The 21,577-nt window shown below is 40.7% G+C and carries 18 protein-coding genes and 1 tRNA gene; 14 read left to right on the forward strand and 5 right to left on the reverse strand.

Annotated elements, in window-relative coordinates; all coding sequences use genetic code 11:
- Positions 1 to 51: 51 nt before the first annotated feature.
- Positions 52 to 408: a hypothetical protein gene (locus CXF95_RS05440; RefSeq protein ID WP_101197740.1), complete on the reverse strand. Its 357-nt coding sequence runs from the start codon at positions 406 to 408 to the stop codon at positions 52 to 54.
- A gap of 101 nt (positions 409 to 509) precedes the next feature.
- Positions 510 to 3,437, reverse strand: a complete 2,928-nt coding sequence (locus CXF95_RS05445; protein ID WP_157828081.1) for a ligand-binding sensor domain-containing diguanylate cyclase — start codon at positions 3,435 to 3,437, stop codon at positions 510 to 512.
- 581 nt (positions 3,438 to 4,018) lie between these two features.
- Between CXF95_RS05445 and CXF95_RS05450 the strand changes: the two genes are divergently transcribed.
- Positions 4,019 to 5,359, forward strand: coding sequence for a sensor histidine kinase (locus CXF95_RS05450; RefSeq protein ID WP_101197742.1), 1,341 nt, complete (start codon positions 4,019 to 4,021; stop codon positions 5,357 to 5,359).
- A gap of 180 nt (positions 5,360 to 5,539) precedes the next feature.
- Here the strand turns inward: CXF95_RS05450 and CXF95_RS05455 are convergent, their stop codons facing one another.
- Together CXF95_RS05455 and CXF95_RS05460 are read right to left on the reverse strand one after the other, a co-directional pair.
- Complete coding sequence (locus CXF95_RS05455) at positions 5,540 to 6,892, reverse strand: PAS domain-containing sensor histidine kinase (protein WP_101197743.1); 1,353 nt, start codon at positions 6,890 to 6,892, stop codon at positions 5,540 to 5,542.
- Positions 6,882 to 8,285 carry a sigma-54 dependent transcriptional regulator gene (locus CXF95_RS05460; RefSeq protein ID WP_101197744.1) on the reverse strand — a complete coding sequence of 468 codons (1,404 nt, stop codon included), beginning with the start codon at positions 8,283 to 8,285 and terminating at the stop codon, positions 6,882 to 6,884. Before CXF95_RS05460 ends, CXF95_RS05455 begins: the two co-directional genes overlap by 11 nt.
- 203 nt (positions 8,286 to 8,488) lie before the next feature.
- Between CXF95_RS05460 and CXF95_RS05465 the strand changes: the two genes are divergently transcribed.
- The 8 genes from CXF95_RS05465 to CXF95_RS05500 all read left to right on the forward strand — a co-directional run bounded on the left by CXF95_RS05465 (position 8,489) and on the right by CXF95_RS05500 (position 17,409).
- A complete protein-coding gene (locus CXF95_RS05465; protein ID WP_101197745.1) occupies positions 8,489 to 9,820 on the forward strand; it encodes an efflux RND transporter periplasmic adaptor subunit in 1,332 nt (443 codons plus the stop codon).
- 45 nt (positions 9,821 to 9,865) lie between these two features.
- Positions 9,866 to 10,546, forward strand: coding sequence for an ABC transporter ATP-binding protein (locus CXF95_RS05470; protein ID WP_101197746.1), 681 nt, complete (start codon positions 9,866 to 9,868; stop codon positions 10,544 to 10,546).
- 28 nt (positions 10,547 to 10,574) lie between these two features.
- Positions 10,575 to 13,088 (forward strand): ABC transporter permease, encoded by a 2,514-nt coding sequence (locus tag CXF95_RS05475; protein ID WP_101197747.1) that lies wholly within the window; start codon positions 10,575 to 10,577, stop codon positions 13,086 to 13,088.
- Positions 13,089 to 13,173: 85 nt separating this feature from the next.
- Complete coding sequence (locus CXF95_RS05480; protein ID WP_101197748.1) at positions 13,174 to 13,593, forward strand: MAPEG family protein; 420 nt, start codon at positions 13,174 to 13,176, stop codon at positions 13,591 to 13,593.
- A 4-nt stretch (positions 13,594 to 13,597) separates the two neighbouring features.
- The gene (locus CXF95_RS05485) at positions 13,598 to 14,224 is read left to right on the forward strand and encodes an RraA family protein (protein WP_101197749.1); all 627 of its coding nucleotides are present in this window, start codon (positions 13,598 to 13,600) and stop codon (positions 14,222 to 14,224) included.
- Positions 14,225 to 14,293: 69 nt separating this feature from the next.
- Complete coding sequence (locus tag CXF95_RS05490) at positions 14,294 to 16,135, forward strand: ABC transporter ATP-binding protein (protein ID WP_101197750.1); 1,842 nt, start codon at positions 14,294 to 14,296, stop codon at positions 16,133 to 16,135.
- Positions 16,136 to 16,159: 24 nt separating this feature from the next.
- Complete coding sequence (locus CXF95_RS05495) at positions 16,160 to 16,738, forward strand: hypothetical protein (protein WP_101197751.1); 579 nt, start codon at positions 16,160 to 16,162, stop codon at positions 16,736 to 16,738.
- Positions 16,702 to 17,409: an RluA family pseudouridine synthase gene (locus CXF95_RS05500; RefSeq protein ID WP_198556505.1), complete on the forward strand. Its 708-nt coding sequence runs from the start codon at positions 16,702 to 16,704 to the stop codon at positions 17,407 to 17,409. Before CXF95_RS05495 ends, CXF95_RS05500 begins: the two co-directional genes overlap by 37 nt.
- 5 nt (positions 17,410 to 17,414) lie before the next feature.
- Here the strand turns inward: CXF95_RS05500 and CXF95_RS05505 are convergent, their stop codons facing one another.
- The gene (locus CXF95_RS05505; RefSeq protein WP_101197752.1) at positions 17,415 to 18,119 is read right to left on the reverse strand and encodes a DUF445 domain-containing protein; all 705 of its coding nucleotides are present in this window, start codon (positions 18,117 to 18,119) and stop codon (positions 17,415 to 17,417) included.
- 523 nt (positions 18,120 to 18,642) lie between these two features.
- Between CXF95_RS05505 and CXF95_RS05510 the strand changes: the two genes are divergently transcribed.
- The 5 genes from CXF95_RS05510 (at position 18,643) to rplA (ending at position 21,445) form a co-directional block, all read left to right on the forward strand.
- A tRNA-Trp gene (locus tag CXF95_RS05510) sits at positions 18,643 to 18,719 on the forward strand.
- A 313-nt stretch (positions 18,720 to 19,032) separates the two neighbouring features.
- Positions 19,033 to 19,410, forward strand: a complete 378-nt coding sequence (secE, locus tag CXF95_RS05515; protein WP_101197753.1) for a preprotein translocase subunit SecE — start codon at positions 19,033 to 19,035, stop codon at positions 19,408 to 19,410.
- Between the two features lie 3 nt (positions 19,411 to 19,413).
- A complete protein-coding gene (nusG, locus tag CXF95_RS05520) occupies positions 19,414 to 19,950 on the forward strand; it encodes a transcription termination/antitermination protein NusG (RefSeq protein WP_101197754.1) in 537 nt (178 codons plus the stop codon).
- 364 nt (positions 19,951 to 20,314) lie between these two features.
- On the forward strand, positions 20,315 to 20,743 hold the full coding sequence (gene rplK / locus CXF95_RS05525; protein ID WP_101197755.1) for a 50S ribosomal protein L11: 429 nt from the start codon (positions 20,315 to 20,317) through the stop codon (positions 20,741 to 20,743).
- Positions 20,744 to 20,746: 3 nt separating this feature from the next.
- Positions 20,747 to 21,445, forward strand: a complete 699-nt coding sequence (gene rplA, locus CXF95_RS05530; RefSeq protein ID WP_101197756.1) for a 50S ribosomal protein L1 — start codon at positions 20,747 to 20,749, stop codon at positions 21,443 to 21,445.
- The last annotated feature ends 132 nt before the right edge of the window (positions 21,446 to 21,577 follow it).

Consider the following 21,577-nt stretch of genomic DNA (forward strand, 5'->3'; position numbering starts at 1 on the left):
GCCTCTGATATTTCGAGCTAAAGAATTTACTCTGACGTTAGTGACTTAATGTTATTCCGTTTTGCAAATAACTTGGTTGTTTTCATTGACAGTAATCACTACTCTTTTGTGAATTTCATTATTTGTCACATAACCACAGCTGCCGAAATATACAGTTGAATTTTCATGTTTAAATTTGTAGCGGTAAACACCATCTTTTTGTTCAAGGGTATAGTGCAATGTGTTGTGCTCCCCATTCATTAGTGCCCCAAAATTCAAATTCGAGCTTGGTAAGGTGACTTCCATTTGTTCAGTAATACGACCAGAGTTATTGACTATGGTAATGCTAGGCATGACAAATACGCTTCCATAATAGGCAACAGCTAATATCACAAGAAGTGAAATGACGAGTTTGATGATGAGTTTCATATAACTTCCATTGGTTTATAAGTGACCTAAGTTTACGAAAGTTACGAAGAAACTTATGAGTTTAGATAAATATTTTAGGCGATGTGCGGGTAACAAAAATGCTAAAGTTTGGTATCTGTGATAACTTTATTTCGGCCATTTTCTTTACCTAAATATAAATTCTTATCTGCCCGATTGATACAATCATCTAATTTTTCTGTTGGAAGAATTTGACTCACTCCGATGGTAACTGAAACATGAATGTCTTGGCCTTCAAATTCAACAATATTCTGGTAGATGGCTAATCTAATCTTTTCAGCAATTTTTTGACCTTGTTGAATTTGGGTTTCAACAATCATCATGATAAATTCTTCTCCGCCCCAGCGGGCCAACAAATCTTGCTGCCTAATCAGACTGTCCATTAATTTACCCGTTTCGACCAGTACTTTGTCACCACAGGCATGACCATTAACATCGTTGACCTGTTTAAAAAAATCAATATCTACCAGCAAAATACAAAAAGGCTCGCCGCCGCGCTCAAATCTAGATGATTCTTGCAATGCATTGCTTCTATAGTCCCGACGATTCCTAAGGCCGGTTAAATCATCAATACTAGATAGGGTTAACAGTTTCTTATTCATCGTCTCTAACTCAGCTGTTCTTTCTTCAACCTGGATAGATAATAAATGAGATTGCTCCTTCAACGCATAAACGCGCCTTCGATAGGCACTTATTAACAGTGCTAATACGGTTATTATCCATATGGTTTTAGCCCAAGTCGTAAGCCACCAGGGCGGGACTACCGTTATTACTATTTGGCCAATGTTGTCACTCCAAACACCATCTTTATTGGTCCCTTTAACTAATAATGTATAGCTACCATCATCGAGATTGGTATAAGTGGCAACTCTGTTTCCGGGTATGACTGTGTTCCATGTTGAATCAAAGCCTTCCAATTTGAATGCATATTGATTTCTTTTGGGTGCAGAAAGATCGAGGGCACTAAATTCGATACTAAATACATTGTCTTCCGGCTGAAGTGTGACTTCTTTTGCCTGATAAATGGGTGATTTAAGGGGGAAGATTTGATCATCTGTTTGTTGGACTGATATGGGATTACCTAAAATTGATAATTGCGTGAAAACAATCGGCGGGCGCCAATCAGATTGAGCGACATCGCTTGGCTGAAAAAAGGTGATACCTGTAGGGCTGCCAAACAGTATTTCGCCGTCAATATTAGTCAAACTGCTATTGATGTAATAACCTTCATTTTTTGCACCATTTTTACCACTAAAGTATTCAGGTTCGCCCCTTGACGTTGGGTCTAGTTTAGCCACTCCCTCAGTCGTGCTAGCCCAAACATTGCCATGTATATCTTGCTCTATTCCACCTATTGATAATGTTGATAAATGGGATTTGGGAGCGACCTGCTGAAATGTAAATTCTTGTTGTTGCTCATCAAAATCTAACGTCATTATTCCTGAGCCTTGGGCACCAATCCAATAATGATCTTGTTGTGATTTTGAAATCCAAGTAACCACCCGTGGACTGCGCTGAGAAGGCTTTCTATCAGGTGAATATAAATTTAAAAGTTCACCTGTATGTTTGTTGACCCTTATGAGTCCTTCCATAGTGCCAGCCCAAGCGAATCCACCAGTATCCACCAAAATCTTAGTAATGCTGCCCATTTGCCAGTGATTCAAAACTTGGTGAGTTGTTCCGTCTACATAGAACAGACCATTATTAAAGTCACCGACCCAAACGTTTCCAATGTCGTCAGTTGACAAGGTATAAATCATAGAGCCATGAATGTTAGTCACATATTTAAGATATTTTTGGTTTTCAGTCAGATAAGCCAAACCAGAGCGAGTGCCAACCCAGATTTTATTGTTTGTATTGGCATAAGCAATCGACATGATGCTATTTTCCTCTAGGATGCTTGGGCCATCTAGTGGGTTTTTGAAGTTCCATGGCCCGGTTATTTTTCCCTTGATATCACGTTTCCATAAGCCTTCAGGAGTGCCAAACCAAATATTACCATTTGCATCATTCGCCATTCCTCTGGTTGTTTTACTGTCTCCGGCATTAAGTGTTTTAAACTGTAGGCCATTGGGGTCAAATTTTGAAAATCCAGAAGTCCAAGTTCCTTGCCAAATCAACCCAGAGCGACTCTCATAAGTCCTAGTCATATGGCTGGCACTGAGTAAACTAGATGTATCGGTGTTATGTTTCAGATTGGTTGTGACAGAATTTAATTCGAGTCGCGTTATGGTTAGTCCATCTAGTGTACTAATCCAAATGTCGCCATTGCGGAGTTGTTTTATAGATGAAATAGCTCGTCTTGAAAGTTCTAATGATAATGTTTTTAACGGTCTTATAATGTGTTCTAAGTCAGCCGTATCATCTTTTACATAAATTCCTTTGCCGTTTGTGGAAAACCAGATCTTATGCTGGTCAATAAGTTCGATGTCGGTGACTTCAACATTTTTTAAATCTGCAACAGTGTATAGCGGTTCATCCTCTTTAAATCCATACAATCCCTGATTTGTCGCCAGCCAAATGACACCATTTATATCTTGTTGAATATCTTGAACACGGAAATTAATGTTATTACTAAATTTTATATGTACAAAGGAATTAGTCGTTTCTTGGAATTTAAACAATCCTAAATTTGTGCCAGCCCACAATTGTCCTGTTCTATCATAAACAACGGTTGCAACAAAATGGTGCTGCTGTCCTTTAGAGTCGATGAGAGGATAGTGGAAAAAACGGTCAGACTTATGTTCATATCGACTTATGCCGCTGGAACTGGCCGCCCAAATATCACCACTATCTCTATTAACTGCCAACTTATACACGAAATCGCCGATCGGACCCGAACCATCAAGATTTTTATCTTTTTTATATTGAACAAAATTGTAGCCATCAAATCGATTGACCCCATTTTGAGTAGAGAACCACATAAATCCGATATTGTCTTCGACGATATCGGATACCGTAATTTGAGATAAACCATCTTCAACTGATAGATGCGTGAAATGCGTTGGCACAATAGGAGTTGCCAAGGTGATTGTTGCGATAAACAAAAAGAATAATATAGCAAATGGTAAACAGATTTTTGCACTTGCTTTACAACTAATTATGCATGCAATAATAGTGATACTCCATCGCCCTGTGAGTGATCTACATTCAATCAGAAATAACTTTAAATCAAGTTTTTATATTACAAATTTGAGAAACTGAACAATAAACACTTTTTAAATTTCTTGTTAAATATATTTTTTGAATATTATTGTGATACGACTAAGAATATTAAGTGTGTCTGATTATAAATTGACTCGAATAGAATGATGATAATTAAACATATGTAGGTTTTAGCAACCAAAAAGCTAAAACATGGCAGCGCACTGCCTTTGAATATTCACTTTCAGATGCTATTTGGAGAGTAAAGTGTCACCCTTCGTCATTGTCACAAAATCAACGCCTCTGTGACTTTCGATCCAAAGGTTTACTTTTACCCCAGATACGATTGAATTACTGGTCAGGGTTAAATACAAGTGCAGCGCTGACTCATTGCCCAATTTAGTGATAAAGTCTCGGTTATGTTAGAGACGTTATGGAGTGGTAAGGCATGTTAAATATCAAGGAAGTGATGGAGGTTATACGTTCATTAAAAATGAGTTATGGAGACGATTTTTTTCATTCTTTAATTCTGCATTTACATAAAATTATTGGCTCTGAGTATACTTTTATAGCGCGTATTGATGCTGAAAAGATGACTTCAAAAACGATTGCATTTGCTACCCACCAAGGGATCCAAGAAAATTTTGAATATGCCTTAGAATCTTCACCTTGTTTCAACGTTTATCATGACACTATTTGTGTCTATCCTACCAATGTTTGTGCTAAGTACCCAGCAGACCAATTATTAGTTGATATGAATATTAAGGGTTATGTTGGGATACCTTTGCATGACTCAAGTGGGACTATTGTTGGCTTGATGGTTGGATTGTTTGAACATTCAATTCAAGACCCAGAAATGGTTTTAGATACTTTTCAATTCTTTGAAGGGCGAATCTCGGCCGAGTTAGAGCGCAACAATATGGTTCAGGAATTGAAAAACCTGAATGCCGATTTAGAAGGTATGGTAGGTGCCAGAACTCTAGAGCTTCAAGAGGCTTTGAATTCACTCGAAGCAACCCAAGAACAAATGATAGAGCAAGAGAAACTCGCATCTTTGGGGCGCCTAGTTGCTGGTGTCGCACACGAAATTAATACACCTCTGAGTGTGGCAATCTTAGCCAACTCAACATTAGAAAGTAGTGTTAATTTATTATTGTCATCTTTTAATTCTGAGACACTCACCAAACAAAACCTTAAAAAGTATTGCTCACAAATTGCAGAAGCCTCTTCGCTGATTAGTTACAACTTAAGCCGGTCTGCAGAATTAGTCATGAACTTCAAACAAATTTCTAGCGAACAAATTAATGATGAAGTCAACAGAATCGATTTACATCAGTGGATACCTGCTGTGATGTCAAGTTTGTCGCCACTTGCTAAAAAAAACGGAATCGTTTTAAGTGTTGAGTCATCTGCTGACTCTCTAGACATTTCTACCTTTCCTGCAAAACTCTATCAAGTCATCATCAATATTGTGACTAATGCTATTCATCATGGCTTTAATGATCGACTGAATAAGCAACCGAAAACCTGCACTCTCAAGTACTATTTTGATGAAAGTGGGAAAATTAAAATCCACATAACAGATAATGGGAAAGGCATAAATCAAGCCACTTTAGATCGCATTTATGAGCCTTTTTTTACTACAACAAGAGGCAGTGGAGGCACAGGGTTGGGAATGAGTATTGTGTATAATCTTGTCAACGGTCCATTACAGGGCAATGTTATTGTTAGCAGTGTTGAAGGCTCGGGAACCGAAGTGACGCTGGAGTTACCACTAAAACTGAAGTGAACAATAAAAATCATGAAGACAAAGTGAATGTTTTTACAAATCTATTTTATCTTATACGGATTGGTATTAAATATGGTCTTGATGTTTAACTCCTTACCAAGGGACCTTGTGGTTAATTGATAACAGTTCAACCTAGATTAGGCGCTTTGCTTTATTCAAAAACTTGTTTTGGACTTTGACTCAAAACGTCATTCTAAAAACTGTCCCACCTGCTTCTTTTACTTCATATTGAATTGCGCCACCATGGGCCAGCATGATTTGTCGTGTCAGAGCTAAACCTACACCTGAGCCTTGTTGTTTAGTGGTGTAAAAAGGTACAAAGATTTTGTTGCCAATCTCATCAGGGATACCTTTGCCATTGTCGCTTACTTCGATGACTAGGTGCCCCCTTTTGTTTAACAATGCGTTTAAGCTAACTTTAGGGGATGTGCAGTTTTCAACGGCATGTTCGGCGTTTTGTAATAGATTCAGCAAGACTTGTTCTAACATGTCTTTATCGACTGTGACTTCAAGTTCAGATGGTTCTACTTTGATTTGTACTTCTATGCCTTTTTCATTCCATTGTTGTGTGGCTAACGAGCAACTTTGCTGAAACAAAGTTGCGACCTTGATTTTATTTTTATTGGGGCTAGGAAGCCTCGTTAATTGTCGGTAGCTGCTAACAAACTGAATCAAACCATCACTGCGTCTGGCGACTGTTTCGACTGCTTGTGAGATATCTTGCAGGTCTTCGCTAAGCTCAGGGTAAGCGTCTGCTTTGTGTTTGCAGTCTGCAACTAAATCTACTGTGGTTTTGGCCAAAGAGGCGACAGGGGTGATGCTATTCATGATTTCATGGGTTAACACTTTTACTAAATCTTGCCATGCATGAAGTTGTGCAATATCCAATTCGCTTTGTATGTCTTGCATGCTTACTAGTATTTCCTGTTTATTGGGCGTAAGTATTTGTGTGGCTGAGATACTTAATTGATGCTCCATGCCGTCAATCGTAAAATTCACTAAACGTCTTTCCCCTGGTTTGACTGCTGATAGGTGTTTAGCAAACTCTTCACCGAAAGGTTTTAAGTCGCTCAATTTAGTCACATGATTGGCACCAAATAATTTGCGAGCCGCATTATTCCACAGTGTAAGTAAGCCATCACTACTAATGCTTATTAGTGGCACCGGAACATGTTCTACAATGGCTTTGAGGTGTCGCTGTTGCTCTTCTTGAGCACAGCGTACCGTTTGAAAGCGTTGAAGTATGTCAGTAAACGCACTGCCCAACTCACCAAAGCCTGAACCTAAAGACGACAGGTCAAAGCGCTGTGAATAATCGGCGTACCGTGCAGCGTCTAAAAAACGGACTAATTCTGCGTTAGTTTTAGATACAAAGCGCACCAAAGATAGGCTTTGAAATCCCAGTAAAATAACGGCGATTAAGGTAGTTGCATGATAACCCTGTGCGCTAATTAGTATGCTCAGTAGCAGCAGGTTAGCCATCACCAAGATAGTGCGAATTGCGATAAATATTGAGAATTGTTTAAAGCCCATGTTTTTCCATCCTGCGATATAACGCTGCCCGAGTGAGACCTAATGCTTTAGCAGTATGACTAATGTTGTAACGATATTGTCTTAAAGCCGTTTCAATGGTCGATTTTTCGATCTTGTCGAGATTAAGCTCAGATGTTTCTACTGATAATTGAGTGCTGCTTGGTGCAGTTGTGATTGTTGGTTTAGTGACGTGACTTAGCTGAAAGTCGTCGGGAGATAATTGCTCTGACTCAGATAGAATGATGGCTCTTTCAATTGCATGACGTAATGCACGAACATTACCGGGCCACGGATAATGTTTGATCATGTTTAGTGCATTAGCAGCGATGGTCTTTTCTGGTTTTTTATATTTTCTAGAGTAGAAGGCGACGTAGTGGTTTGCGATAGGTTCAATATCGGCCACTCTGTCACGCAATGGCGGTAAGGTGATTTCTACTGTGTTTAAGCGAAACAACAAGTCCTGACGAAATCGAGATTCATTGTTTAAATCTTGTTTAGGTATATTGGTGGCGGTGATGACTCTCACATCAAAGGCGATGGCTTTGTTGGTGCCAAGAGGTGTGACTTTTCTTTGTTCTAAAATAGTCAGTAATTTAGCTTGCAGGTGTAATGGCAAATTACCTACCTCGTCTAAAAATAATGTGCCGCCGTTAGCTGCTTGCAAACGCCCCACGCGATGCTCATTTGCGCCTGTGAATGCGCCTTTCTTATGGCCAAATAATTCACTTTCGAATAAGGTTTCTGACATGGCGCCTAAATCAACCGACATAAATACTTGATCAGTGCGCAAACTTTGGCGGTGTAACTCTCTGGCAACCAACTCCTTTCCAGTACCGTTTTCTCCTAAAATCAATACGTTTGCATCAGTAGGCGCACTTTTTTCTATTAACGAGTGAACGTGTTGCATCACAGCAGATTGGGCTAGTAGGGGTTGTTGCTGTGCGTTATTGGTATCCAGAGCAAGTAGTTGATTAGTATGCCGTAATTCAGTGGCTTCATTACGTGTTTTGCCCAACAACACAGCAGTGGTTAAGGTGGCGACCAATTTTTCGTTTTGCCAAGGTTTGGCGACAAAATCGGTAGCGCCTAATTTCATAGCCTCTACGGCAACATCAATACCGCCGTGTGCGGTGATAAGTACCACCACACTTTGTGGATCTATTTCCAGAATTTTTTTCAGCCAATTGTAACCTTGGGCGCCAGAACTTTCACCGGGGCTGAAATTCATATCAAGCAAAACGGCGTCAAAGCGATTATCCGCCATGAGTTTTGGAATATTTTGTGGGGAGTTGCAGATCATTACCTGACTAAAATGTCTTTTTAATAATAATTTCCCTGCGGTTAATATGTCCTGATCATCATCGACAATCAGTATTTTGCCTTCTATCACTATCAGGTTACCTCTGTAAATAACACAGCTTCATGTGTTCATTATCGTACACTACTGTTCGAATTCGTACACATCTCAAGTGTAAATAAGTAGCGAATAATATATAAATACAATAAAAACAATAAGATAGGTTTTGGAACGATACTTGATATAACACTATCAATATAAACAAATTAGCCATCATTGCTACTGTCTAGGACGTCAATTTGAAACAAATAAAACCTACACACCCAGATTTAGTAAGTGTTAACCCGCCCAAGGGGATATCAACTCCTAGTGGTGCGTCTGCAGGCGCTGGGATGGATCGCAAAATTGCCCCACAGAACAATCTACCTAAACGTATAGGTTTAATAATCATTGGTTTGAGTGTAACGGTTTTGTTGGCTTATTGGTTACTCAGTGCGCCTAGCGGTAAAGCCTTGAGTGTGACAACTGAGCGTATTGCTATTTCCACTGTGAAGTCTGGAATTTTTGAAGATTTCATCCCTATTCGAGGCCGGGTCACACCAGCCAAAACGGTATATTTGGATGCCGTCGAGGGCGGAAGAGTAGAACGTATTCTAGTGGAAGACGGTGCCAGTCTGCAGGCGGGTCATTTAATTGTTGAGTTGTCGAATGCCTCTTTGCAATTAAGTGTATTAGGCAATGAAGCAAGAGTGGCAGAGCAACTGAATAATATGCGTTCAATTGAACTTAACCTTGAACAAAACCGCCTTGAGCATAAGCGTAATCTGGTAGATATCAGGTATCAAATCAAATTGCTGAGTAGACAAGTTTCCCGAGAACAAGCATTAGTGAAAACGGGTGCGGTGAGTCAGTCAACGTTTGATGATACCCATGACACTCTTGATTGGTATAAAAGTCGTCTGGCATTGACCTTAGAAAGTCAGCAATCTGATGCGCGCATGCAAACAGAGCAATTAGTGTTTTTAAAGGACACCACTACAAGGCTTGAAGGTAACTTGGCTATCTCAAGGCAAAACCTAGACAACATGAATGTCAAAGCACCGGTTGACGGCACATTGTCGGGCTTCAATATCGAAGTGGGGCAAAGTATTGGACGTGGTGAACGCCTTGGGCAAATTGACACCCCTAATGATTATAAAGTCACCGCCTTTATTGATGAGTTTTACTTAGGTAGAGTCGATATTGGGCAACAGGCAAGCTACGACGATTACGCCATGGTGGTCTCGAAAATTTACCCGCAAGTGCAAAACGGCCAATTCGAAGTGGATTTTAAATTTACTCAGCAACAACCTGCTGACATCCGCCGAGGGCAGACCATACAAACTAAACTCACTCTTGGTGATGCCAGCGAAGCGTTGCTTATTCCAAACGGTGCATTTTATCAAGATACAGGTGGCAACTGGATTTTTGTTGTGACCCAAGATGGTAATCAAGCGGTTAGACGCACCGTGAGATTGGGCAGACGCAACAGCCGCTTTATTGAAGTAATTGAAGGTTTAGACGTCGGCGAAAAGATTGTGACTAGCCCTTATACAAGTTACCAAGATATGGATCTACTCAAGCTTAACTAAAGCATTATTTGCAAATGATGATTTTACAAATTTAAGGAAAGGCAAATGTTGAAACTACATAATTTATGCAGAATGTATCGCACCGACGAAGTTGAAACTATAGCGTTAAATAACGTGAACATTGAAATACAAAAAGGTGAATTTGTGGCCATTATGGGTCCCTCTGGCTGTGGTAAATCTACCTTACTGAATTTAATTGGCATGTTGGATTCGTCGAACGGTGGTCAGTATATTTTTAATAACGAAGATATTTCTGGTTATTCAGAAAAACAACTCTCAGCCATTCGTAAACATCATATTGGTTTCATCTTCCAGAATTTCAATTTGATAGAAGAGTTGAATGTCTTTGAAAATATTGAACTGGCCTTGCTTTATCACAATATGCCAGCCGCCGAACGCAAAGAAAAAGTGTTGGTTGTGATGGATATGGTGGGTGTGGCTCATCGTGCTAAACATATGCCTAGCCAATTATCTGGAGGTCAGCAACAACGTGTGGCCGTAGCCAGAGCTGTGGTGGGCAATCAAGGGCTTATCTTAGCAGATGAGCCTACTGGAAATCTTGATAGTGCTCACGGCCAAGAAGTCATGGAAATGCTGCGTTCTCTAAATCAGCAAGGTTCCACCATTGTGATGGTGACACATAACCCAAGTGATGCAGACTACGCGAATAGAACCATCAATCTGTTTGATGGTGCAGTGGTAACCGAAATTGTGCGTGCAGCTTAACCCCAGCATCGAAATGGAAGAATAAATTATGTTTAAAAATTACCTGATAACAGCTTGGCGCAACATCATTAAAAATGGTGTGTTTTCGGTTATTAATATTGCGGGTTTAGCCTTAGGCTTAATGAGCTGTATTTTGATCATGTTATTTGTCCGTGAAGAGACTGGGTTTGATAAATGGTTAACTGACAGCGACCGAATAGTGCGTATGCATTCAGCATATTATAATCCAGATAACCCTCCGTTTTTGACAGTACGTTCGGCAGGAAACATGATGGAGGCAGTGCGTGATTACGCTAAAAATGAAGTAGAAGATGGCGTTCGATTGATTCGTTTTGATTCCACAGTACGTAAAGAAGAAGGTGCACTGGCAGAGACTGTGACTTTTGTTGACGGCAGTTTTTTCAATATTTTTGACCTGCCGTTTCTGCATGGTTCTAAAGATAGTTCATTTAACAAACCTTACGACATGATCATCACAGAAGATATGGCGAACCGTTATTTTGGCAAGACAGATGTGGTGGGCGAAGTGATGACAATCTGCTGCTTGGGTGCTGAGCCGAGCTTAGTGCCCGTATCTGGGGTGATTAAAAACTTACCTGAAGCAACTCATTTAGACTTAGACATGATTGTCTATGTCGATCCGACTATTATAGAAAATAACCAAGGCTTAAATACTTGGACCAGTTTGAATGTGTATACCTATTTTAAAATGCGTTCTGGAATCAGCCTCGAACAGTTTCAGCAAAGGCTTACTTATTGGGTTGATAATGAAAGCCCTTTCGTGAAAATGTATGAGGAAAATATTGGAGAGTTGGCTACTGATGAAAAAGTCAGCGACAACATGCGGCATAAATTGATGTATTTGGAAAACTTGCATCTTAGAGCACGAGAAGATGCAGGAAATATGGGCGATTTAACCCCTATGGGTGACAAAACATTGATTATCACCTTCAGTATTGTTGCTGGGTTAATCTTGTTGATCGCTTGTATTAATTTTATGAATTTGTCCACCGCTCGGGTTAGCCATCGTGCCCGAGAAGTGGCCATGCGTAAAGTATTAGGAGCGAGTCGAGGACAGGTCGCGGTGCAGTTTTTGGGCGAGGCAATTGCCTTAGTGTTGATTTCATTGGTTTTAGCTTTAGCCTTGGTCGAATTATTATTACCTTTATACAATCAAGCTTTAGGCAGGCAGCTAGAACTCAACTTGTTTAGTGATTTAAAATTGGTTTTTGTGTTGTTAGGTCTGGGTTTGTTGATTGGTTTAGGTGCAGGTTCGTATCCCGCGATATTTTTATCTGGATTTCAGCCGGCGTATTTGTTGCGTTCCAGTAAAGGTGCTGAATCTAAGACGTCTTCAAGTTTAAGGCTGACCTTAGTGGTAGTGCAATTTGCTACTTCAATTACTTTAGTTGTGTGTACGGCAGTAATTTATGCACAAACTTTATATGCGCAATCAGTGGATGTGGGTTATGTCAGTGAAGATAAGTTAGTACTTAATATAAGAGGTGCTGGGGATAATAGACAAAGACTCAGGCATGAATTGCTTAAATTACCTGAGATATCTTCAGTTGTTTATTCTTCTGAGTCACCCACCCAAGATAATGAAAATAACAATCAGTTCACTTTGCTTGATGGCGAACATCTAGTAGGTGAAAATCCACAAGTATTGCTTAATTACCATGATATGGGATATGGATTTTTTGAAGCCTATGAGGTTAACCCCCTTGCCGGACGACTATTCAGTGAGGATTTTGGTAGCGATGAAATTAAGCAAGATACTGATGGACAGAATGGACAATTGACCGCATCCGTTATCTTAAATGAGTCGGCGTTGCATAAATTTGGCTTTACATCACCCGAGCAAGCAATAGGAAAAACACTAGAGTCAGGCAACTATAAAGGGCAGGCTCTGACGATTATTGGCATAGTGCCAGACATTTATTTTCGTTCAATAAAATTTGGTGTGCGGCCAACGGCTTACACTATGAACACCAATCGTTTACGGGTAGCCAGTTTAACCTTTAGTACCAATAACGTTGCTGCACTGATGCAAAAAGTGGAATCAATCTGGAAGCAAACCATCCCTATGCAGCCAATAGACCTGCAGTTTTTAGATGAGATGATGAAAGCCCAGTACTCAGAAGAGTCTATGCAAACAAAAATGTTTTCGGTTTTTTCATTATTGGCCATAGGTATCGCATGTTTAGGTTTATACGGTCTGGCCTCTTTTACCACTGAGCGTAGAACGCGTGAAATTGGGATTAGAAAAGTGATGGGAGCTAGCGTAAAAGATATTGTTTCCCTATTAATTTGGCAATTCTCCAAACCGGTCATGATAGCCAACCTGATTGCATGGCCTGTCTCTATTTATGCGATGTTGATCTGGCTTGAGTCCTTTTCTTATCGAATCAATACACTGTGGTTGGGGCCGATTTGTTTAGTGGTAGGAAGCAGTTTACTTTTGGTGGCTTGGGCAACGGTGGGCGGAAACGCGGCAAAAGTCGCTAGAGCTAACCCAATTAAAGCCTTGAGACAGGAATAATTGGTATTGGCGAACACTGATTGGTGTTGGCCTAACATCTTGTTTGATATACAGTAATACCCACTTAATACTGGGGCAGAAATTGATGAATGACACTATTATTGGACTTTTAGGCTATATCACTTGGATATTAGTGTTATTGGTTTGGCTGGCGGTATATCGCACTGTATTGGTGGCAAAAAAGCAGCAGGCGGTAAATGATTTTAAAGCCGACGGCTCTAACTCACCTGGCTTTGGTGAACGGATAACGAGAGCACAGAGTAACTGTGTCGAGAGTTTTGCGTTTATAGGTGGTTTGATGTTGTTGGCTTTGGCGACTGATTCTGCAGCAATCACCAATAACTTAGCCTTGCTGTTGTTGGCAGCGCGTTTAGGACAGTCTATTACGCACTTAATATCGACGAGTGTGTTGGCGGTTCAGATCCGCTTCGCTTTTTTCTTGGTGCAGGTTGGTATTTGTTTTTATTGGGTTGTTTTATTTGCCTCAAAATTTATAGGAGCTTAGTCGTATGTCAAAGCCGACAATTGAACAGTTACTCGACGTCTCTCCATGCGAATATTCTGAAGGTTTACCCATAGAGCAGTTTATCGACCCTGTTATTAATCAAATGTGGCCTCAGATGCCACGCATTGCTGGCCCTGCTTTTACTGTTAAATGTGGAAAAGGTGATCACCTAAGTCTTCACGCTGCTATTTATCGTGCTAAAGCAGGTGATGTGCTTGTCGTTGAAGCAGGCCCTGATTATGCTAATACAGGCGGGAATGTCTGTGCTATAGCTAAGCAGCGAGGCGTTGTTGCTATGATCATTGATGGGTTTATTCGCGATATTGGCGAAATTCGTGAGGCGCAGTTTCCGATTTATGCCCGTGGGGTGATGCCCAAGCCCGGAGCTAAAGAACAAATGTTTCCTCTTAATCAGCCTATTCAGTGTGGCGGTGTCACGGTAAATGCCGGTGACTATATTGTGGCAGATGAAGAGGGCATTGCGGTTATTCCAAAAGATAAACTCACAGAGGTTTATCACCTTGCCAAAGCACGTACAGATAAAGATGCTGGAATGAATTTGGCTGAATGGAAAGTCCAACATTCGAAAAAAGTTGAATCGAAACTACAAGAATTAGGGTATTCTGATTAACCTAATTTAGAAAAAGCCTGTTGAATATTCTTTTTTAACAGGCAGTATAATCCAAGGTTAATAATCCCCATGTTTTCATTTTTTGAACGGTTAACTAACCCGTTTCCTGCTGCTCATCCAACGCAGCCACCTGATACAATCTTCGCGTTTTGTCGTTATTATACTCAAGGCATGTGGCCTGTCATTTTTTGCGTTTCTTTCTTAGCTGCCGCCATTGCGGCCCTTGAAGTGTCATTATTTGGTTTTCTTGGTCAACTTGTTGATTGGTTGGCTGAAAGCGACAGAGAGACATTTTTACAGCAAGAGCTAGGCAGCTTAATTTGGATGGCAGTGCTGGTCTTGGTTATTTTACCGGTATTAGTGGTGACCCAATCTTTGTTGTCGCATCAGGGACTGATGGGAAATTTTCCGATGCAGATCCGTTGGCAAGCACACCGATATATGATTGGTCAAAGCTTAGGTTTTTTTCAAAATGAGTTTGCTGGGCGTATAGCCACTAAAGTCATGCAAACTGCGTTGTCAGTGCGTGAAACTGTGATGAAAACACTGGATATCTTAGTGTATGTCAGTGTGTATTTTTTCAGTATCTTGTTTTTGGTTGTCTCAGCCGATTGGCGCTTAAGTGCTCCCCTTATTATCTGGTTTTTAGTTTATTTAGTGATCTTGCGTACGCTTATTCCCAAATTGAAAAGGGTGTCGCAGCGTCAAGCCGATGCACGTTCGATGATGACAGGGCGTATTGTGGATAGTTATACCAATATCACTACAGTCAAATTGTTTGCTCACACCAATCGCGAAGCAGAATACGCCAAAGAGGGCATGTTGGGTTTCTTAAAAAAAGTCTATCCTCAGATGCGCTTGGTAACTGTGTTGTATGGTTGTGTTTGGTTTAGCAATGCTCTACTGGTATTCAGTATTACTGCGCTGGCGATATATCTATGGACGTTGGAGCTGGTTACGCCCGGTGAAATCGCGATTACCGTGAGTTTGTGTTTACGCCTTAACGGTATGTCGCAATGGGTAATGTGGGAAGTGTCTTCGCTATTTGAAAACATCGGTACAGTGCAGGACGGTATTAATAGTCTGTCGTTGCCGGTTGATGTGCAAGATAAGCCAAATGCAAAAGTGTTAGAGATGAAAGGAGGGGCAATTCATTTCAACAAGGTGAACTTTGGGTATGCGGGTGCCAATGATATTCCCATTACTGTTTTAAAAGATCTTGATATCAAAATCAAGGCAGGAGAAAAAGTGGGCTTAGTTGGGCGTTCAGGCGCTGGCAAGTCGACGCTGGTGAATCTTCTGCTGCGTTTTTATGATATTCAAAGTGGCAGTATCAGCATAGATGGACAGGATATCAGTCAGGTTCAGCAAGAAACCTTGCGGGCTAATATAAGCATGGTGACCCAAGACACTTCATTGTTGCATCGTTCCGTTCGGGATAACATTTTGTATGGACGTCTAGATGCCAGTGAGGAGGATATGCTAAAAGCGGCCAAGCAGGCAGAGTCTCACGAGTTTGTACAAACCTTGTCTGATATGCAGGGCAGAACAGGCTACGACGCCCATGTAGGCGAGCGTGGGGTGAAACTCTCGGGTGGGCAACGTCAGCGTATCGCCATCGCTCGGGTGATGTTAAAAGACGCACCAATTTTAATTCTAGATGAAGCCACCTCGGCACTTGATTCTGAAGTAGAAGTGGCAATTCAACATTGTCTAAACAAAGTCATGGAAAATAAAACTGTACTGGCTATCGCACATCGGTTGTCGACTATTGCGCAGATGGATAGATTACTGGTGCTTGACGAAGGCAAGATAGTTGAATCAGGCACACACAAAGAACTAATACACAAACGTGGAATTTATGCCAAGCTATGGGAGCATCAAACAGGCGGTTTTATTGGTTTAGAGTAAAATTTTGCCACAATAGGAGTGTTTTTGAAAATATATGTTACGGGCGCCTTATTATGCTGTGTTTTATTCTTTAGTGTTTTTTTGCATGATAGTGTCAACGCTCAAAATAAACCTACGCGTTTGACATTTTCTTATGTCGATCACCCTGTGATAATCAATGATATTATTCCCATAGTGCAACGGGCATATTTGGAATTGGGCATTCCAATTAAACTTGTGATGCATCCCTCGTTGCGTAATCTTAAAGCGGTTGAATCTGAAGAAGTTGATGGAGATATTGCTTACAGCGATTTACTGTTGAAAGGTCACGATACGCTAATCAAAATTGAACCTGCATTGGTGACTACTGTTTTTGTATTACTGTGTATACCCAGTGTTGAATGTAATGAAGAGGTTTTGTTCGACAATAATGTCATAGTTTCAACTGACACAACTTACAAGGGTTTAGTTAGTTTCTATCCTGAGCCTTTGAGCGACGCTTTTTATACAATTAACAAGTTATCAATTATTCCCGAACTTTTAGTCCAAGAACGTTTTGAATACGGAATATATGTGTTGGGTGAAGTATGTTTATCAGAATTTATTGGTATGAGATTAGTTTGACAACCATCCCTATAGACAACTTTGTCGCACCACTTTGTCTTGAAAAAATCGAAATATTGTTTGAAGATGAATATCTGTTGGCCATCAATAAGCCTAGTGGTTTATTGAGTTTATCAGGTAAAAACCCACTGAATAAAGATTCTGTTCATTATCGGTTAGTCCAGCAATATCCGGATATCAGGTTGACCCATCGCTTAGATCTTGGCACTTCTGGGATCATGTTATTAGCTAAAAATAAAGTGATGAATGCAAATTTGACCAAGCAGTTTCAAGCTCGAACGATAATAAAACGTTATGTGAGTATTTTAGCTGGTGAGGTGGTGGACAGTGAGGGATTGATTGATTTACCCATTGCTAAGGACCCTTTACTTTTTCCTAGGCTTAAAATTTGCCATCAGGATGGCAAGACAGCTCAAAGTCATTTTGAAGTGACAGAAAGATTGAAGGATCCTGTGCGTACTCGAGTGATTTTCACGCCTTTGACAGGCAGGACACATCAGCTGCGTATCCACAGTCAGGCCATTGGGCATCCCATTTTGGGGTGTGACTTGTATGGCACAGCATTAACCCAAAAAATGGCACCCAGACTTTTGTTACATGCCCTTGATATCGTATTTGATCATCCGCGATCGCAAAAGCGGATGACCTTGACCAGTCCTTGTCCTTTTTAGATTGTTTAGACGTTAAATAACGCGGCCAGTAGTCCAATTAGTGCTCCAAAAACGCCGCCCCACACAACTAACCAACCTAAATGTTCTCTGATCATATTCTGAATAATGTCTTTGACCATTTTGGGCGTTAGTTCATTCAGACGTTGTTCAACAATATTATTGATTTTTTCGTGCAGGTCTTGCTGCACATCTGGCTGAGTTAACTCTGCTTGCAATAGTAATGTGAACTTAGGATCTTGAGTGATATCTTCTAGCGCCGCCCCCATTTTATCTACAAAAGGTTGTCGCATAGGTTCTAAGGCTTCAACACCACCGAACATTCCGAGCATCTGTCCAAATGAAGAATCTTTGATAACTTCAACCAATGAATCAAATGTAGGGGCTAAATCCACCTTTTTGATAATAGGGGAAAAGTCTAGGTGAATAGGCTGTTTGTTGTCGCTTAGAAAACGTTGAATGTTGTCTTTACTAAAAAACTGTTCCATCACCAGTGTGCGGATCCCGCTTTTAAAATCTTCGAAACGTTCTGGTATCACGCCAGAACCATATAAGCCTGGTACTTTTTCAAACAACATGTGTACTGCTATCCAATTGGTCAGGGCACCTGATATGGCAAACAGCCCGACAGTTTTGATGATGTCGTTGTCTAAGATAAAACCAAGCAGAACTATGGCGAGGGCTAATCCATTGGTGATAATACTCTTGTTCAAAAAAATGACTCCAAGACAGTTAAATTAGGAAGGGTTTATATCAGTAAAATGAATGCTGTCAACACAGAGGGACTATAATACTGGTATTTATGTCCTTTGTTCTTAAATAAGTTGCATCAAGTGCGACATTTTTCCATTAAAAATGCTCTCGATGATTGCAGCGCCTTTTGATCCGACTGCATGTTTGTGGCGGAAGCAGTATATTGTTCCCCTCGACATTAAACAGCCCATATCCACAAATCACTGGGATTACTTTTACGCACCGATGACAGGTTAGCAAGACAAGCATTTAAGCGCCAAGGAGGTGAAAGAATACATACATATTTTACAGGTTTGTATACTGCTCACTTGTCTTCTTCAATCTTTCTTCTTGAATCCCCGTTGCCAATAAGTATAATACGCCTCCCTCCTTGATAGTGATTCAGAATTTTTCCCGAAAAATAGATGATTCTACAAGGTTGATGTAACTAAAATTTGCGTTGTTGGATAGTTATTTTGATATCCGACAATCGCTATGAGTTTTAGGGGTGTAGTTCCAATTGGTAGAACAGCGGTCTCCAAAACCGATGGTTGGGGGTTCGAATCCCTCCACCCCTGCCACAAATAGGTAGAAGACCCGAGTTGATCTCTGGCGAAGAAGTAAAATAGGTATTAAAGGTAGAGGGGTGAGAACGCCCACGGTTTGACTAATTTTTCTGGAATAAATTAGAACATGCGGAGCATGGCCCCGAAGGGGTGTAAGGCAGGAAGCCTGGAATACTAATTCGTCTGGAACGATTTGAACCGCGTCAGCGCCGCTTGCGGTCAGTTGCATGGATGCAACTGAGGTCATCCCTCCACCCCTGCCATTTTATTGGCAAAAATGTCCCATTTTTAGGTGACGACGTAACTAATAAGAGAGTTAGGGTTTAGCATGAGTGAAAATACAGAAAACAATTCCAACCCGTTAGATATGTTGAAGTGGTTGGTAATATTTGGTTTGTTAGGGGGCGTAGTTGCTGTTAATCACTTTTTTCCAGAGCTCTCCGTTCTGTACATTGCCATTGTGGCTGTCGCAGCTGTGGGTATTGCCGGATTTATAGCTTCCACCACAGTTAAAGGCAGCACCTTTATTACTTTTGCAAAAGAATCACGCACTGAAGTACGCAAAGTCGTATGGCCCACTCGTCAAGAAACGACCACTACTACTATGATTGTTTTAGCAGCGACTGTCGTTATGGCACTTATCTTGTGGGGACTAGACGGAATTATCGTTGAGATTGTCTCATTTATAACTGGATTAGGGATTTAGGCTATGTCTGATAAAAAATGGTACGTGGTTCAAGCTTTCTCTGGTTATGAAGGCCGAGTTCAAAAAACGTTGTTAGAACATATCAAAATGAATGAAATGGAAGACTACTTTGGTGAGATTTTAGTGCCTACCGAAGAAGTGGTTGAAATGCGTGCTGGGCAACAAAGAAAAAGTGAACGTAAATTTTTTCCAGGTTACGTATTAGTTCAAATGGACATGAATGAAGATTCATGGCATTTGGTGAAAAGTGTGCCTCGGGTTTTAGGATTTATTGGTGGTACTTCAGACCGCCCTGCGCCTATTACTGCGAAAGAAGCGGATGCTATTTTAAACCGACTTCAAGAAGGCATTGATAAGCCAAAACCAAAAACTTTGTTCGAACCGGGCGAAGTGGTACGTGTTACCGAGGGACCTTTTGCAGATTTCAACGGTGTTGTCGAAGAAGTCGATTACGAAAAAAGTCGCTTAAAGGTTTCAGTACTTATATTTGGTCGTTCTACACCAGTAGAGTTAGAGTTTGGTCAGGTAGAAAAAGGCTAGTTTTCTTAACAAAATTGATTAAAAAAAGGATGCAATTGGCATCCTTTTTTATTGCTCATAAAGTAATGTTTTCTAATTAGCCGTTGTATCAGTCATCTTTTAAATTTGAATTTGTGTTACCAAGCAGCATACTAGGTCAAATGGAATATGTTTGTGCCATAATAGGTGCCTTGACGTTCCTTGACGTTCCTTGACGTTAGCAATTCAATATATGAAGCACAAAAATAAAGATTGTCAACAATAAGACTTGTGCTGAGGTGTAGGTTAATCTATACTTTGCGACCATTTTATTAGAACGGGAAGCCAATAGAGTAAGCATTCTCAGTGTTTACAAGGCGTTATACCCAAATTAGAGAGTATTATCATGGCGAAGAAAGTCACAGGCTTAATTAAGCTTCAGGTTGCGGCAGGTGCTGCGAATCCTAGTCCTCCAGTTGGTCCTGCATTAGGTCAACACGGTGTAAATATAATGGAATTCTGTAAAGCGTTTAACGCAAAAACAGAATCTCTTGAAAAAGGCGCTCCGGTACCAGTAGAAATTACTGTATACGAAGATCGTTCTTTTACATTTTTAACTAAAACTCCTCCTGCTTCTTTCTTACTTAAGAAAGCAGCTGGCATAAAGAGTGGTTCTGGCCGTCCAAACACTGAAAAAGTAGGTAAAGTGACGCGCGAGCAATTAGAAGAGATTGCTAAAACGAAAGAACCTGATTTGACTGCAGCAAGTTTAGATGCAGCAGTAAACACCATCGCTGGCTCTGCACGCAGCATGGGCTTAGTGGTAGAGGGGTAAGACATGGCTAAATTATCAAAACGCGCTCGCTTAGTTAAAGACAAAGTTGATGCGACAAAAGAATACGAATTTAACGAAGCAGTCGCTTTATTAAAAGAATTAGCAACAGCTAAATTTGCAGAAAGTGTTGACGTTGCTGTCAACCTTGGCATAGATGCACGTAAATCTGATCAAAACGTTCGTGGCGCAACTGTATTACCAAATGGTACAGGTAAAGACGTTCGTGTTGCAGTGTTTACTCAAGGTGCAAATGTTGAAGCCGCTAAAGCTGCCGGTGCTGACATTGTTGGTATGGAAGATTTAGCCGAGCTAGTGAAAAAAGGCGAAATGAACTTTGACGTTGTAGTTGCTTCACCAGATGCAATGCGCGTTGTTGGTCAGCTAGGACAAATTTTAGGTCCACGTGGACTTATGCCTAACCCTAAAACCGGTACGGTTACACCAGACGTTGCGACAGCAGTTAAGAATGCTAAAGCAGGTCAGGTTCGTTATCGTAACGACAAAAACGGTATTATCCATGCAAGCATTGGTAAAATCGGTTTTGAAACAAACCAGATTCAAGAAAACTTGGCAGCATTGCTAGAAGCGCTTAACAAAGCTAAGCCTTCTTCAGCTAAAGGCACTTTCATTAAGAAAATTAGCCTTAGTACAACAATGGGTGCGGGTGTTTCTGTAGACCAAGCTAGCTTAGAAGTTAAGTAAGTTTGGTTTTAGCAGGTAGCCAATAGGTTATCTGTTTCTCTATAACGGTTGTGGGTTGGAGTCTGAGTTTAGCTTTTTCAAAATTAGCTAAACGACAGACTCCCGTCCAAGACCGCAGGCGTAAGTTGGTGA

The organism is Paraglaciecola sp. MB-3u-78 (assembly GCF_002835935.1).
Lineage (GTDB): Bacteria > Pseudomonadota > Gammaproteobacteria > Enterobacterales > Alteromonadaceae > Paraglaciecola.